The organism is Streptomyces sp. HUAS 31 (genome assembly GCF_028198125.1).
GTDB classification, from domain to species: Bacteria; Actinomycetota; Actinomycetes; order Streptomycetales; family Streptomycetaceae; genus Streptomyces; species Streptomyces chartreusis.
This window is the reverse complement of sequence record NZ_CP116353.1, coordinates 896,626-910,679: the sequence shown is the minus strand read 5'-3', so window position 1 is coordinate 910,679 and position 14,054 is coordinate 896,626. Positions and strand designations below refer to the sequence as shown.

Genomic DNA, 14,054 nt, shown 5'->3' with positions numbered 1-14,054 from the left:
CTGACGATCAGGCCCGCCCCGTAGGACTCAGGGCGCCGCATCCCGCGGACGCGTGGTGGCGAAGCGCCTGCGGTACTCGGTCGGGGTGGTGCCCAGGTGGCGGGCGAACGCGCGGCGCAGGGTCTCGTCGCTGCCGAGCCCGCTGTGCCGGGCCGCCGAGGTGACGCTGTGCCCGTCGAGCAGGAGCTGCTGCGCGCGGTCGAGCCGGACGCGCTCCACCCAGCGGGCGGGCGTCGTGTTCAGCTCGCTGCGGAACAGCCGGGCCAGGTGCCGGGTGCTGACCGCCGCCGACGCGGCCATCGCGGCCAGGCCGTGGTCGGCGCCCGGATCCGCGAGCACGGACGCGGTGAGCGAGGCCAGCAGGTCGCTGCGGGCCGGCGGGGTCGACAGGGCCGTGGAGAACTGCGACTGTCCGCCCGGACGTTGCATGAAGACGACCAGTTCGCGGGCGGCCTCCCGGGCCACGTCCGCCCCGTGGTCGTCCTCGACCAGCGCGAGGGTCAGATCGATGCCCGCGCTGATGCCGGCCGAGGTGAGATAGCGGCCGTCCCGCACGTGCAGCGCGTCCGGCTCGACACGCACCCGGGGATGCCGGCGGGCGAGCGTCTTGGCGTGCCGCCAGTGCGTGGTCGCCCTGCGGCCGTCGAGCAGCCCCAGTTCGGCCAGTACGAAGGCGCCGCTGCACACGGACGCGACCCGCTCCGCCCGCCCGGCGAGCTCGGCGGCCGCCGTCAGCAGGTCCTCGCCGGGAGGCCGTTCGGCGAGCGCGTCGGCCCCGGCGACGACGAGCGTGTCGACCGGCCCCACGGCGGTCGCGGCCACGGTCCTGGCCAGCGCCACGCCCGAGGAGGTCGTGACGTCGCCGCCGTACGGGGAGACGAGCACCGGCGCGTAGGGGTGGCCGAGCCGCCCCGCCTGGTGCAGCACCTCCAGGGGACCACTGGCGTCGAGCAGCGTCACCCCGTCGAACACCAGGAGGGCCACGCGATGGGTCATGTCCGGATCTGTGGGTCGTACGTCAGGAAGGACATGGCGCCAGCATAGTCCGGCGGACGACATTGAAGGAGGTCACCGACCGGGCGGACCGGTCGGGCGAGAAGAGGAAGGCCGTCATCATGGGCGAGACCATCGCGGGCGTACGGATCCCGGACAGCGCACTGGCAAGGGAGGCCACCGAACTCGTACGGGACGTCGCGGCGCCCCTGCTGTTCGACCACTCCCGGCGGGTCTTCCTGTTCGGGTCGCTGCGCGGGCTGGAGGCGGGGCTCGTGTTCGACCCCGAACTGCTCTACGTGGGCGCGATGTTCCACGACCTCGGCCTGACCGAGCGCTACCGGCGCACCGACCAGCGGTTCGAGATCGACGGTGCCGACGAGGCCCGCCGCTTCCTGCACGCCCACGGCGTCACCGGCGAGCCGGCCGACCGGGTCTGGACGGCCGTAGCCCTGCACACCACCCCGGAGATCCCCCTCCACATGGCACCCGAGGTCGCGCTGGTCACCCGCGGCGTGGAACTGGACGTCCTCGGCGTCGGCTACCACGCCGTCTCCGACGAGCAGCGCGCCGCCGTGGTCGCGGCCCACCCCCGCCCCGACTTCAAGAACCGGATCCTCGCCGCGTTCACCGAGGGCATCCAGGACCGCCCCGAAACCACCTTCGGCAACGTCAAGGCGGACGTACTGGCCCATTTCGTACCCGACTTCGTGCCCGGAGACTTCGTGGAGGTCATCAAGAACTCCGACTGGCCCGAGTAATTCGGGGGAGCGGAAAGGGCATTCGGTTCATATCCCTACGTTCCGCTGTGCCAAGTCCCTGTGGATGTGACGTTCTCCATTGCGCCGCCGCGCCGGCCTCGTGAGGCTCTCGGGGAACAAGCGTCCGAAGAACCGTGCGAAGAACTGTTATCCGCGGTTCACCGAGCGATCTCCCAGGTATCGGACAGCATCGTTCGGCGTCGAGGACAGGGAAGTTTTTTGATGAGTACAGAGCCCACGAGGGATCTCGCGGCACTGGTGACGGCCGCCCGCAGTGGCGACCCGGAAGCTCAGGACGCCCTGGTCAGCGCATACCTCCCGCTGGTCTACAACGTCGTGGGGAGGGCTCTGAACGGCTCGGTCGACGTCGACGACGTGGTGCAGGAGACGATGCTGCGCGCCCTCGACGCGCTCGGCGGGCTGCGCACCGCGGAGAGCTTCCGCTCCTGGCTCGTGGCGATCGCGATGAACCAGGTCCGGGCCCACTGGCACGACCGCCAGGCGGCCCCGGGCGGCGTGGAGGAGGCCGAGGAGCTGGCGGATCCGGGCGCCGACTTCGTGGATCTGACCATGGTCCGGCTCCAGTTGTCCGGCCAGCGCCAGGAGACGGCACGCGCCACCCGCTGGCTCGAGCCCGACGACCGCGGGCTGCTGTCGCTGTGGTGGCTGGAGTGCGCCGGTCAGCTGACCCGGGCCGAGGTGGCCGCCGCCCTGGAACTGCCGCCGCAGCACACGGCGGTCCGGGTGCAGCGGATGAAGGCGCAACTGGAGGCGGCCCGGGTGGTCGTGCGGGCGCTTGACGCGCGTCCGCGCTGCGAGGAACTGCACGGTCTGCTCGCGTCCTGGGACGGCCGGCCCTCGGCGCTGTGGCGCAAGCGAATAGCCCGGCATGCCCGGGGATGTGTGCGTTGTTCCGGTCTGTGGAGCGGGCTGATGCCCGCCGAAGGGCTTCTGGCCGGCCTCGCGTTGGTCGCCGCGGCGCCCGCGCTGCTGGATCGGGTGCTGTCCGCCGCGGGCGGTATGGCCCCGGTCGGCTCGGCCTCCGCGGTAAACGCCTCCGGGGGGCACGCCGGAGCGGGGCACCGGGCCGCGCGCGGCCGGGCTGTCTCCCGCGGCGAGGCCCGCCGCCGTCGGCGCAACCGGCGTCGGGCCGTCGGAGGTGCCGTCGTCGCGGCCTGTGTGGCGGGCGGTGGGTTCTGGTACTTCGACTCGGACCCCGGAACCGGCACGGAGGAGGCGACGGCGGCCGCCAGTGCCGGCGCCCCGGTCGCGGAACTCTCGGAGTCCGGTCCCGTGGAGACCTCGGAGCCGCCGTCCAAGTCGCCGTCGCCGTCCGCCTCGCCCTCGAAGAAGGCGACCCCCTCCAAATCGCCCAAACCGACCAAGAAGGCGACGCCGACTCCCCGCCCGACCCCGAAGCCGACACGGACCGCTTCCAGCACGCCCCAGCCGCAGTCGGCCCCGACGGACACCGTCGGACAGGTCGTCGCGCTGGTGAACAAGGAGCGGGCGAACGCCGGCTGCGGTCCGCTGGAGGAGGACTCCCTGCTGAACAAGTCGGCGCAGGGCCACTCCGACGACATGGCCGCCCGCGACTTCTTCGACCACACCAACCCGGACGGCGCCGACCCCGGCCAGCGCATCACGGCGGCCGGTTACCGCTGGTCCACCTACGGCGAGAACATCGCGATGGGCCAGCAGACCCCGGCTGCCGTGATGGAGTCCTGGATGAACAGCCCCGGCCACAAGGCCAACATCCTCAACTGCTCGTTCAAGGACATCGGCGTCGGCATCCACAACGGGCCCGGCGGCCCCTGGTGGACGCAGAACTTCGGCGCCAAGCTGTAGGAACCGCCGGGTGCCCCTCGTCCCGGCGCCGGGCACCCGTCACAGCATGACGTGCTTGACCTGCGTGTAGTCGAGCAGACCGGTCAGGGAGAGGTCGCTGCCGTAGCCGGAGTGGCGTACGCCGCCGTGCGGCATCTCCGACACCGTCGTGCCGTGGGTGTTGACCCAGACGATGCCGGTCCGCAGCGCACGGGTCGCACGCATGGCACGGTCGTGGTCGCGGGTCCAGACGCTCGCGGCGAGCCCCTGGGGCACGTCGTTGGCCAGCCGGACGGCCTCCGCCTCGTCGGCGAACGGCTGGACGGTGACGACCGGCCCGAACACCTCGCCCTGCACGATCTCGTCCCCCTGCCGCACCCCGGCGACCACCGTGGCCCGGTGGAAGTAGCCGGGCCGGTCCAGCCCCGAGCCGCCGGTGACGACCTCGGCGTGCTCCGGAAGCCGTTCCAACAGACCCTGTACGGAAGCGAGTTGGGCGGCGTTCGCGAGCGGCCCGAAGTCGGCCCGCTCGTCGTCCGGGCCGCCGGGCAGTTGCCGGGCGGCCCGGCCGGCGAAGCGGTCCAGGAAGGTGTCGTGGACGCGACGGTCGACCAGGATCCTGGTCGCGGCCGTACAGTCCTGGCCCGCGTTGTAGAAGGACAGCGACGACAACTGCTCGACCGCGTCGTCGAGATCGGCGTCCGCGTGGATCAACACCGGCGCGTTGCCGCCGAGCTCGAGGTGCAGCCGCTTCAGGTCGGCGGCTGCCGCGGCGGCGATCTCCTGCCCCGCCCGGATGCTTCCGGTGACGGCCACCAGCCGGACATGCCGGTGCCCGACCAGAGCACGCCCGGTGTCGCGGTCGCCGCACACCACGTTCAGCACACCGGGCGGCAGATGCTCGGCGGCCAGCCGGGCCAGCAGCACGGCCGACGAAGGCGTGGTGTCGGACGGCTTCAGGACGACCGTGTTGCCGGCGGCGAGCGCGGGCGCGATCTTCCAAACGGCCATCATCAGCGGGTAGTTCCAGGGCGTGATCTGGGCGCAGACGCCGACCGGCTCGCGCCGCAGCACGGAGGTACGGCCCGGCGTGTACTCGGCGGCCGCCGAGCCCGGCAGGTTCCGGGCGGCTCCCGCGAAGTAGCGCAACACGTCCACGATCGCGGGGAGTTCGTCGCCCAGGAACAAGGCACGCGGCTTGCCCGTGTCGGCCACCTCGGCGTCCGCGACCGCGGTGGCCTCCCGCTCCAGGGCGTCTGCGATCCGCAGAAGTGCCGTCTGCCGCTGCCCCGGAGTCGTCGCCGACCAGCTCTCGAAGGCCTCTTCGGCGGCCCGGCAAGCCGCGTCCACGTCCTCGGGGCCGGACCGCGGGGCCGTGCCGTGGGAGAGCCCGGTGGCCGGGTCGATCAACGCCGCGGTGGCGCCGGACGCGGCCGGCACCTCCTTGCCGCCGATGTGGTTGGGACGGTCGGTGTCAGCCACGGCGCAGCGCCTCCTCGGCGGCGCCGCGGCCGGTGCGGACGGCGCCCTCCATGTATCCCGCGACCCACTGGTCGGAGCCGCAGACGTAGAACGGCGGTTCATGGGTGCCGTGCAGCGGCCCGACGGCCATGACCTCGCCCGGCGGCCACTGGGTGACATAGCCCTGCGTCCACCTGTCGGTGCCCCACAGCCGCAGATGGCAGGCGGTCGGCCGCAGCGCCTCCTCACCGAACATGCCGGCCATCTCGGCGAGCAGCTCGGGGGTGCGCAGCTGGGGCGGGGTGCCGAGCAGGACGCCGTACCGCTCGGGCGGGATCAGCGCCGACAGGACGCCCTCGTTCTGCGGCCAGGTGCTGCCGAGTACTCCCTCCGCCTCGGACAGGCCGTTCAGTCCGGACTCCCGCCAGAAGGGCCGGTCGTAGACGGCGGCGAACTTCCCGGCCGTGGCGTGGCGTTGCCGGTGCAGGGAGGCGAGCCGCTCCTCGCTCACCCCGCTGACGGCGACGTCCCGCAGCGGGCCGACAGGCAGGGCGCTCACCACGGCACCGGCGGTCAGGACCTCGCCGGAGACCAGGCGCACGGTGCAGCGCCCGGGGCGGACGTCCAGCGCGGCGACGGGCGAACCCAGCCGGATGCGGGGGCCCAGCACACGGCCCAGGACCTCGGCGAGCGTCGCCGAACCCTCCGCGAGCCGCAGGCCCTCCCAGTCCTCGTAGTCGTAGTCACCCGTGCCCGAGCCGGGGACCGCCGCGCTCTTGCGCAGCGCGGCGAGCAGGGAGATCCGTTCGTACGAGCCGCCCGCCAGGGCGAGTTGACCGATGTCCCACAGCCGGACCACGGCCGGTCCGGCCTCCCGGGAGCGCAGCCAGTCGGCCACGGAGAGCCGGTCCAGGGCGGCCGCCTCCGGATGCGACCAGGGGTCGTCAGGGTCGACGCCGGCGGCGAGGGCGGAGAACTCCTTGCTCAGGCGCGAGTGCAGGGCCGCGTCCCCGGGGCCGAACCAGTGCGGAGGTTCACCGGCCGAGAGTCCCTCCGGGGTCGCGCGGGTCATACGGCCCGGCTCCTGGACATAGCTGGGAACCAACGCCAGGCCCAGTTCCCTGGCGAGCCGGAGATAGGCGGTGTGCCCGTGGCCGACGACCTCACCGCCCAGCTGGACGGTGCGGCCGTCGGGTGTGCGGGTCTGCTCGACCCGGCCGCCGACGCGGTCCCGGGCCTCCAGGACGAGCACGTCGGTGCCGGCGGAGGCCAGGTCCCGGGCGGCGGCCAGCCCGGCGAGACCGGCGCCGAGCACGATCACGTCGTGATGCATGGGTTTCGCTTTCTCGTGTCAGGGGCGCTCAGGCCAGGACCAGGCAGTGCTCGGGCCGCCATCCGAACTCCACCGTCTCGCCACCGCTCCAGCGGTCCTCCATGCGGGCCCGGGCCGTGTTCTGCTCCAGCACCGACAGCGTCACGCCCGGGGCGAGCTCGATGAGATAGGTCGTGGTCGGGCCGCTGTAGACGGTCTCGCGGAGCACGCCGCTCAGCTTCGACATGCCCGGTTCGAAGTCCGACAGCCAGATCTTCTCGGGGCGCACCGACACACTCACGGGGGTGCCGTCCGCGATGCCCGAACGGGCGCCGACGGGCAGGGCGGGACCCTTCTCCAGAGCCACCTCTCCGTCCCGGTAGGTACCGGTCATCAGGTTGGAGGTGCCCATGAACGAGGCCACGAAGCTGGTGCCGGGGTGCTCGTAGATGTCCTCCGGGGTGCCGCACTGCTCGATGCGCCCCTTGTTCATCACCGCGATCCGGTCGGACATCGTCAGCGCCTCGTCCTGGTCGTGCGTGACGAAGACGAAGGTGATGCCGACCTCGCGCTGGATCTGCTTCAGCTCCACCTGCATCTGCCGGCGCAGCTTCAGATCGAGGGCGGCGAGCGGCTCGTCGAGGAGCAGTACGGCGGGCCGGTTGACCAGTGCGCGGGCGAGGGCGACGCGCTGACGCTGACCCCCGGACAGGGTGCGGGGCTTGCGGTCGGCGAGGCCGGCGAGCTGGACAAGCTCCAGCATCTCGCCGACCCGCTGCCGTATCTCGGCCTTGGCGACGCCGCTGCGCTTGAGGCCGAAGCCGACGTTGTCGGCGACGCTCAGATGGTCGAACAGGGCGTAGCTCTGGAAGACGGTGTTGACGTTGCGCTTGTTCGGCGGCAGGTCGGTCACGTCCTCGCCGGCCAGCAGCACCGCACCCTCGCTGGGGTCGCTGAAGCCGCCGATCATGCGCAGGGTCGTGGTCTTGCCGCAGCCGGAGGGGCCCAGCAGGGAGAAGAAGTGACCGGCCTCGATGTCGAGGTCCAGGCGGTGCACGGCGTAGGAATCGGCGTACTGCTTGGAGACACCGTCGAGCCGGACGGCGGGGGTCGCGTCCATGGGGATCACTCTCCGGAGAGGATGTCGAGGCCGCCGCGGCGGCCGAAGAGGCGCGGGATGAACAGGGCCAGGGCGATCAGGGCGATGGATCCCGCGAGCATGAGCGTGCCGACCGCGTTGATGGTGGGCTGCACCCCGAAGCGGATCGCCGAGTAGATCCGCACCGACAGGGGCTGGGGGTCGACGCCGGTGGTGAAGTAGGCCAGCACGAAGTCGTCGAAGACCAGCGCGAAGATCAGTACGGCGCTCGCCAGCACGGCGGGCAGCAGTGCAGGCAGGGTCACCAGCCGCACCGCCTGCCACCGGGTGGCACCGAGATCCATCGCGGCCTCCTCCACCTCCGGGTTCAGCGCGGCGACCCGGGAGCGCAGGATGACGGTGACGTAGGAGATGGAGAAGGTGATCTCGGCGAGCATCACCGTGCCGGTGGACAGGGGGACGCCCAGGCCCTTGAACAGCAGCATCGACGCCACGCCCGTGACGATCTCCGGCGTGATCAGCGGCACCAGCATGACCAGTCCGGCCAGGGAGCCGAGCCGGGTGCGGCAGCGGACCAGGCCGACGGCGAGCGCGACCCCGAGGAGCACCGAGCCGGCCATCGCCACCAGGGAGATGCGCAGGCTGGTGCCGAGGGAGGCGATGAGCACGTCGTCGTGGACGAAGGCGCGGTACCAGCGCAGGCTGAACCCGTCGAACACGGTCAGGGACTTCTGGGAGTTGAAGGAGAACAGCGCCACGACCGCGATGGGCAGGTAGAGCAGCGCGAAGAACAGTCCGGTGACCGCGATCAGGACACGAGGCCTGCGGTGGGAGCGCCGACGCTTTCGCACCGGGGCGGACGTGCCGGCCGGAGCGGCGGTGGAGGGGGTGCTGACCAGGGTCATCGCAGTGCCTCCGCCTCGTCCTTGCGGGTGCGCCGGAGGTAGCCGAGCATCCCGATCAGCAGGACCAGCATGAGGAGCATGGTCAGCGCCGAGCCGAGCGGCCAGTTCTGGCCCTGGAAGAACTTGTCCTGGATGAGGTTGCCGATCATGATCTGGTCCGGGCCTCCCATGAGCTGTGCGCTGACGAAGTCGCCCATCGCGGGCAGGAAGACCAGGACGAGCCCGGCCGCCGCGCCCTGCCGGGTGGCGGGCAGGGTCACGAAGAAGAAGGTGCGGACCGGGCCGCCGTACAGATCGCGGCCGGCCTCGATGAGGGAGACGTCGAGGCGTTCCAGGGCCGCGTACAGCGGGATGATCATGAAGACGACGAAGCCGTAGACCAGTCCCGCGACCACGCCGAAACCGCTGTTGAGGATCTTCGTGCCCGAGTCGGCCAGACCGACCGCGCGCAGGGCCCGCAGCACCGGCCCGTCGTCGGAGAGGACCACCGACCAGCCGTACATCCGCACCAGGTAGTTGGCGAAGAACGGCACCACGATCGCGGCGATCAGCGCGTGCTTGTACCGGCCGCCGTACAGGGCGATCGTGTACGCCACCGGGTAGGCGATCAGCAGACAGATCACGCAGGTCAGCAGGGCGTAGCCGAGGGAGCGCGCCAGGACCTCGGTGTAGGCGGGGTCGGCGAGGGCGCGCACGCCGGCCAGGTCGAAGCCGAAGCGCGGGTTGCCGAGCTCGTCGGTGGTGCCGACCGCGAGGACGGCGACGAGGATCAGCGAGGCGATCAGGAAGCCGGTCATCCACAGGGTGCCCGGCAGCATGAACCAGAGCCACATCCGGTTGCCGGAGGTGTCCCGGCGGCGGGCGCGCGAGGGGCGGAGCAGTGCCATGTCTCAGCCCGCCTTCACATGGGTCCAGGCGGTGTCGCGGGCGTCCTCCGCCGCGCGGCCGCCGTTGCGGAAGAACACGTCGGCCTTCAGGTCGTCCTGGGTGACCAGGCACTCGGGGAAGGGCTCGACCAGGTCGGCGTAGGTCTTCTCGGTGCCCGCGACCGGCATCGGGTAGCCGATGTACTCGATGTTCTTCTTCACGTTCTCCGGCCGGAGCATGTAGTCGATGAACAGCATCGCCGTGCCGGGGTGCGGGGCGTTCCAGGGGATGGCGTAGCAGTCGGAGTTGATCGGCGTGCCCTCCTTCGGGGCCTGGAACCCGAACACGGACGGATCCTCGGCCTGGTTGAGCATGGCGGCCATGTCGCCGCTCCACGCCTGCTGGATCAGCGCGTTGCCGTTGAGGAGGTTGTTGTAGCTGTCGCTGGAGAAGCCGCGCAGCCGGGGCCGCAGGGTGCCCAGCAGGGAGGTGATGCGGTCGAGGTCGCCGGGGTCTCCGGTGCTGACGTCGAGGCCGAGCGCGAGTGCGCCCATGCCGAGCACCTCGTCACGGTCGTCCAGCAGGAACACCTTGCCCTTGGCCCGGTCGCTCCACAGGTCCCGCCAGGAGTCGGTGAGCTCACCGATCCTGTCGCGCCGCCAGCCGATGCCGGTCTTGTACGCGGTGAAGGGGACGGTGTGCGCGGAACCGGGGTCGTACCAAGGGTCCGCGAAGTAGTCGTACGTCCCGAATATGGCCTGGGTGTTGGCGAGCCGGGAGTGGTCGATACGGCGCAGCCGGCCGCCCCGGACCAGCCGCTGGGCCCATTTGGCCGAGGGAAAGATGACGTCGTAGCGGTTGCCCGCGTTGAGCTTGGCGACCATGCCTTCCATCGAGTCGAAGTTCGACTGGACGACCTTGACGCCGTACTCCTTCTCGAAGCCCTTGAACACGGCCGGGTCGACGTAGTCGGCCCAGTTGAAGTAGACGAGATCGCCGTCGACGCGCGCCTCGACCGGGGCGAGCCGGTCGGCGTCGGGTTTCTTGGCGGGCATGAACCCGCAGCCGCCGGCCGCTGCGGCCAGCAGGCCGCCGGCGCCCGCCCGCAGCAAGGCGCGTCGGGTCGGCGGTGGTACCTCGGGGGACATGAACGTCCTCTCCGTCGAGGAACGGCACAACTCCAGGGCGGGACCGGCTGGTCGGCTCGCTTCGGGCCCTGATTCCGAAGGGAAGACCGGTCTGAGGGGGTGCGTGCGCGGCTCAGAGGGCGCGGGATAAGGCCGTGGCCGACGGTAGGCGTACGGCGGAGCGCCGGGGCGAGGTGGGCGGGGGCGTCACCGTGCGTCCCCGTCCAGGTCCTGCCGGACGCGGCGGGCGAACCAGCCGACGGCGGCCTCGCGCTGCGACAGCGGCCCCGGCTCGAATCCGGGGGTCCGCATCCCGGCCTGCACGCGCTCCACCAGCTCGGCGTCCTCGTCGTTGGTCTCCCAGCCGATGTGGATGTTGAGCCGCCGGGCCAGCCTGGTGCGGATGCCCTCGCCGGTCTTCGTGTAGAAGGCACCGGGGATCGCCGCCCGGTCCTGGGCGGTGGGCAGGGCGGTCCACGCGAGCACGTGGTCAGGGTAGAAGTCGATGAGAGTGTTCGGGTAGATCACGGCGTACCGCCACACCCGCCGGTCCTCCTCGACCAGCCCCGGCATCGGCGTCGCGAGGCGCTGGTAGAGCCGCTCGGTCCAGTTCGAGGAGGGCTTGTCGCGCAGGGGTGACTCGAACAGGACGTAGTTCTCCTGCACGTCCACCGTGTACGCGGCGTAGTCGAGCAGTCGCATGAGCGCGGGGTGGGCGACCGGGACGTGGTAGCCCTCCAGATAGTTGTCGACGATCACCTTCCAGTTGGCGTTCTGCTCCTCGCCGCCCTTCAGGTCGTGGATCCGGTGCCTGCCGACCGGCACCAGGCCGGGCCCGGCATAGCGTCCGACGGCCTCGGCGAGCCCGGCGCAGCTCTCGGCGAGCGGGGTCGCCTCCACGTCCAGGTTGACGAAGACGAAGCCGAGGAAGGACTCCACGTTGACCGGGTGCAGCCCGAGCTTCGGCTTGTCCAGGCAGGGGATGCGGCGGGCCTCGGGGGCGCCGACCAGGCGTCCGTCCAGCTTGTAGGTCCAGCCGTGGTACGGACAGCGGATCGCCTTGCCGGACGGCTCGGGGCCGGCGACCAGCCGGGTGCCGCGGTGCCGGCACACATTGAGGTGGGCGGCGAGGCCGCCGTCCTCGGTGCGGACGACCAGCACCTCCCGGCCGGCGGCGGTGGCGGTCAGCCGCGCGCCCGGTCCGGGGAGGTCGGACTCGTGGCAGACGAGCTGCCAGGACTTGGCGAAGATACGGTCGGTCTCGGCCTGGGCGATGGCCGGATCCGTGTAGTAGCGGGCCGCCAGCGCCTCTCCGGGATGCTCCGGGGGCGGCTGCGGCGGGGCAGGGGAGACGGGCTCCGCCGGCCGGGTCGTCGAGGGGTTCATGGGGTCCTCCTCCGCGCCGCTGCGGCGGCGATGGGCGGTGAGGGATGGGCCGGGACAGGGGCAGGTACGGCTTCAGGACCTGCCGAGATCCGGCTGACTGATTGGTTAGTCAGAGTGGGACCGGAGTGGGAACAAGTCAAGACTTGTGGGCTGACTAATTAGTTAGTTAGTCTCGTGGCAGACGGATGGACCTGGCCCGCAGACGGTTGCCCAGGCGCCCTCCGCAAGCCCGCGGGCCTCAGGTCCGCGCCACGTCGGGGGTCCGGATCCGGACACCCACCACAGCTCCCCGCCTCGCGTCACGGCAGCGGAGCATCCCCGTCCCACGTCATGGCCGCGCCGCCCCCGTCCCCGGACCACCGGAGACGGAGCGAACCCGGAGGCACGCATGAGCGCTCGCCGCAGTCTCGTCTGGCTCGGCCTCACGCCGGAGCCCGAACAGGAGCTGCCCGCAGCGGTGGCCGCCCTGCGGTCCCCGTCCGCCGGCCGTCCGCCGTCGGCCCTCGTCGCCGCCGAGCGGCACCGCGTCGAGCGGCTGGTCCTGCGCGGCACACAGCGCGGCTGGCTGCGCTATCTGCGCGAGGTCACCGACCTGGTCGTCCGGGCGGCCGGATCGCGGACCACCGACCCGAAGGCGGCCCTGCTCGCCGGCGAGGTCGTCCTCGACCACCACCGCATGCTGATCGGCCTGCCCGGAGCCGGCTACGACAGCACCGCCCTGCAGCGACACGAACTGGAACGGGCACTGGCACGGCTGCGGGAACGCCCCGAACCCGCACTCGTCGGTCCCTCCGAGCCCTGGAGCGCCATATGACCGGCGTGTTCTCCCTCCTCCCCGAAGGACGGGCCGGCCTCCTCCTGGCGCCGTCCGCCCCCGGCGGCGAGGGCATCGACGGATACCTCGCCGCCGGCGGCTACGCACCGCTGGTCGCGCCCGACCGGCTGCTCGACCGGATCGCCGCCGCGGGGCTGCGCGGCCGGGGCGGGGCCGGTTTCCCCGCCGCCGTCAAACTCCGTACCGTCCGCGACACACCGGGCCCACGCGTCGTCGTCGCCAACGGCGAGGAGGGCGAGCCGGGATCAGTGAAGGACCGCTGGCTGCTGCGGCACCGTCCGCACGTCGTCCTCGACGGACTGCGGCTGGCCGCGGCCGTCACCGGCGCCGAGCACGGCTACGTGTACCTCTCGGACGCCGCCGCCGAGCGGGCCGTGCGTGAGGCGCTCGCCGAAAGCTCCCCCGAGCTGCGCATCGACGTCGTACGGACGGAGCACACCTACGTCGCCGGAGAGGAGAGCGCCGTCGTACGGCGCATCGACGGCGGTCCGGCGCTGCCCACGGCCAAGCCCCCGCGCCCGTTCGAGAGCGGAGTCGGCGGCGCTCCCACCCTGGTCGCCAACGTGGAGACGCTGGCCCGCGTCGCCCTGATGTACTCGCGCCCCGACGAGGCGGACGCCGTCGCGGCGAGCCATCTCGTGACCCTCTCCGGCGGCGCCGACGGTGCCGCGCTCGTGGAGACGGCCGCCGGTACGCATCTCAAGGTCCTCGCCGACGTGTGCGGGCACGGCAGGGCCGGGGCGGTCCTGCTGGGCGGAATGTTCGGCGGGCTGCACGGCGAGGGCTGGTCCGACCTGCCGCTCGACCACGACGGCCTCAAAGCGGCCGGAGGCGCCCTCGGCTGCGGCGCGCTGCACTTCCTGCACCCGGAGGACTGCCCGGTCGCCGTGGCCGTGGAGGCCGCCGCCTACCTCGGGGCCCAGAGCACCCGGCAGTGCGGGGTGTGCCTCTCCGGCACCGGCGCGATGGCCAAGGCCCTCCAGGCCGTCGCCCGCGGAGAGGCGAACTTCGACACGGTCGCCAAGCTCCACCGCTGGTCGCAGCAACTGCCCGGCCGCGGGGCCTGCGGACTGCTGGACGCCGCCGCCCGCGTCGTCGCCACCCTCCTCGGCCACTTCACCGACGTGGTCGACGCCCACGCCCGCTCCGCCTGCCCCGTCTGCGCGAGCACGGCACCCGAGGACGGGCGCCGCTTCACCGTGCCGGTGCCCTGAGCCGCATCCGCGTCTCTCCGGGCCCCTCCCCACCCCAGACCTCACCGCGCCGAGCCGCGCCGAAAGGACCGCACCATGAAACTGCTGCTGGACTCCACCCGCTGCCAGGGCTACGGCCTCTGCCAGGAACCCGCACCCGAGCTGATCGACCTCGACGAATGGGGCTACGCGCAGCTGCGCGTGACCGAAGTGCCGCCCGGCGAGCGGGAAGCCGCCGAGGCCGCCGTCGCCGCCTGCCCCAACTCCGCGCTGCGGCTGGTGAAGTGA

13 protein-coding genes are annotated in these 14,054 nt (G+C 72.1%); 5 read left to right on the top strand and 8 right to left on the bottom strand.

Annotation, left to right across the window (positions count from 1 at the left end; all coding sequences use genetic code 11):
* Positions 1 to 27: 27 nt before the first annotated feature.
* Positions 28 to 996: a GlxA family transcriptional regulator gene (locus PGH47_RS03795; RefSeq protein WP_271662213.1), complete on the bottom strand. Its 969-nt coding sequence runs from the start codon at positions 994 to 996 to the stop codon at positions 28 to 30.
* Between the two features lie 119 nt (positions 997 to 1,115).
* Between PGH47_RS03795 and PGH47_RS03790 the strand changes: the two genes are divergently transcribed.
* Entirely contained in the window at positions 1,116 to 1,754 is a 639-nt protein-coding gene (locus tag PGH47_RS03790) for an HD domain-containing protein (RefSeq protein ID WP_271662212.1), read from the top strand.
* 222 nt (positions 1,755 to 1,976) lie between these two features.
* Entirely contained in the window at positions 1,977 to 3,602 is a 1,626-nt protein-coding gene (locus PGH47_RS03785) for a sigma-70 family RNA polymerase sigma factor (protein WP_271662211.1), read from the top strand.
* A gap of 39 nt (positions 3,603 to 3,641) precedes the next feature.
* Here the strand turns inward: PGH47_RS03785 and PGH47_RS03780 are convergent, their stop codons facing one another.
* The 7 genes from PGH47_RS03780 to PGH47_RS03750 all read right to left on the bottom strand — a co-directional run bounded on the left by PGH47_RS03780 (position 3,642) and on the right by PGH47_RS03750 (position 11,738).
* The gene (locus tag PGH47_RS03780) at positions 3,642 to 5,063 is read right to left on the bottom strand and encodes an aminobutyraldehyde dehydrogenase (RefSeq protein WP_271662210.1); all 1,422 of its coding nucleotides are present in this window, start codon (positions 5,061 to 5,063) and stop codon (positions 3,642 to 3,644) included.
* Positions 5,056 to 6,375 (bottom strand): flavin monoamine oxidase family protein, encoded by a 1,320-nt coding sequence (locus PGH47_RS03775; RefSeq protein ID WP_271662209.1) that lies wholly within the window; start codon positions 6,373 to 6,375, stop codon positions 5,056 to 5,058. Before PGH47_RS03775 ends, PGH47_RS03780 begins: the two co-directional genes overlap by 8 nt.
* Positions 6,376 to 6,403: 28 nt before the next feature.
* The gene (locus PGH47_RS03770; RefSeq protein WP_271662208.1) at positions 6,404 to 7,474 is read right to left on the bottom strand and encodes an ABC transporter ATP-binding protein; all 1,071 of its coding nucleotides are present in this window, start codon (positions 7,472 to 7,474) and stop codon (positions 6,404 to 6,406) included.
* Positions 7,475 to 7,479: 5 nt separating this feature from the next.
* Positions 7,480 to 8,358: an ABC transporter permease gene (locus PGH47_RS03765; RefSeq protein WP_271662207.1), complete on the bottom strand. Its 879-nt coding sequence runs from the start codon at positions 8,356 to 8,358 to the stop codon at positions 7,480 to 7,482.
* Positions 8,355 to 9,245: an ABC transporter permease gene (locus PGH47_RS03760; RefSeq protein ID WP_271662206.1), complete on the bottom strand. Its 891-nt coding sequence runs from the start codon at positions 9,243 to 9,245 to the stop codon at positions 8,355 to 8,357. Before PGH47_RS03760 ends, PGH47_RS03765 begins: the two co-directional genes overlap by 4 nt.
* 3 nt (positions 9,246 to 9,248) lie before the next feature.
* Positions 9,249 to 10,373 carry a polyamine ABC transporter substrate-binding protein gene (locus PGH47_RS03755; protein ID WP_271662205.1) on the bottom strand — a complete coding sequence of 375 codons (1,125 nt, stop codon included), beginning with the start codon at positions 10,371 to 10,373 and terminating at the stop codon, positions 9,249 to 9,251.
* A gap of 186 nt (positions 10,374 to 10,559) precedes the next feature.
* Positions 10,560 to 11,738: an aromatic ring-hydroxylating oxygenase subunit alpha gene (locus PGH47_RS03750; RefSeq protein WP_271662204.1), complete on the bottom strand. Its 1,179-nt coding sequence runs from the start codon at positions 11,736 to 11,738 to the stop codon at positions 10,560 to 10,562.
* A 388-nt stretch (positions 11,739 to 12,126) separates the two neighbouring features.
* Between PGH47_RS03750 and PGH47_RS03745 the strand changes: the two genes are divergently transcribed.
* From PGH47_RS03745 to PGH47_RS03735, 3 genes are all read left to right on the top strand, one after another.
* Positions 12,127 to 12,552 carry a hypothetical protein gene (locus PGH47_RS03745; protein WP_271662203.1) on the top strand — a complete coding sequence of 142 codons (426 nt, stop codon included), beginning with the start codon at positions 12,127 to 12,129 and terminating at the stop codon, positions 12,550 to 12,552.
* A complete protein-coding gene (locus PGH47_RS03740) occupies positions 12,549 to 13,787 on the top strand; it encodes an NADH-ubiquinone oxidoreductase-F iron-sulfur binding region domain-containing protein (RefSeq protein ID WP_271662202.1) in 1,239 nt (412 codons plus the stop codon). Before PGH47_RS03745 ends, PGH47_RS03740 begins: the two co-directional genes overlap by 4 nt.
* Positions 13,788 to 13,862: 75 nt before the next feature.
* Positions 13,863 to 14,054: a ferredoxin gene (locus PGH47_RS03735; protein ID WP_271662201.1), complete on the top strand. Its 192-nt coding sequence runs from the start codon at positions 13,863 to 13,865 to the stop codon at positions 14,052 to 14,054.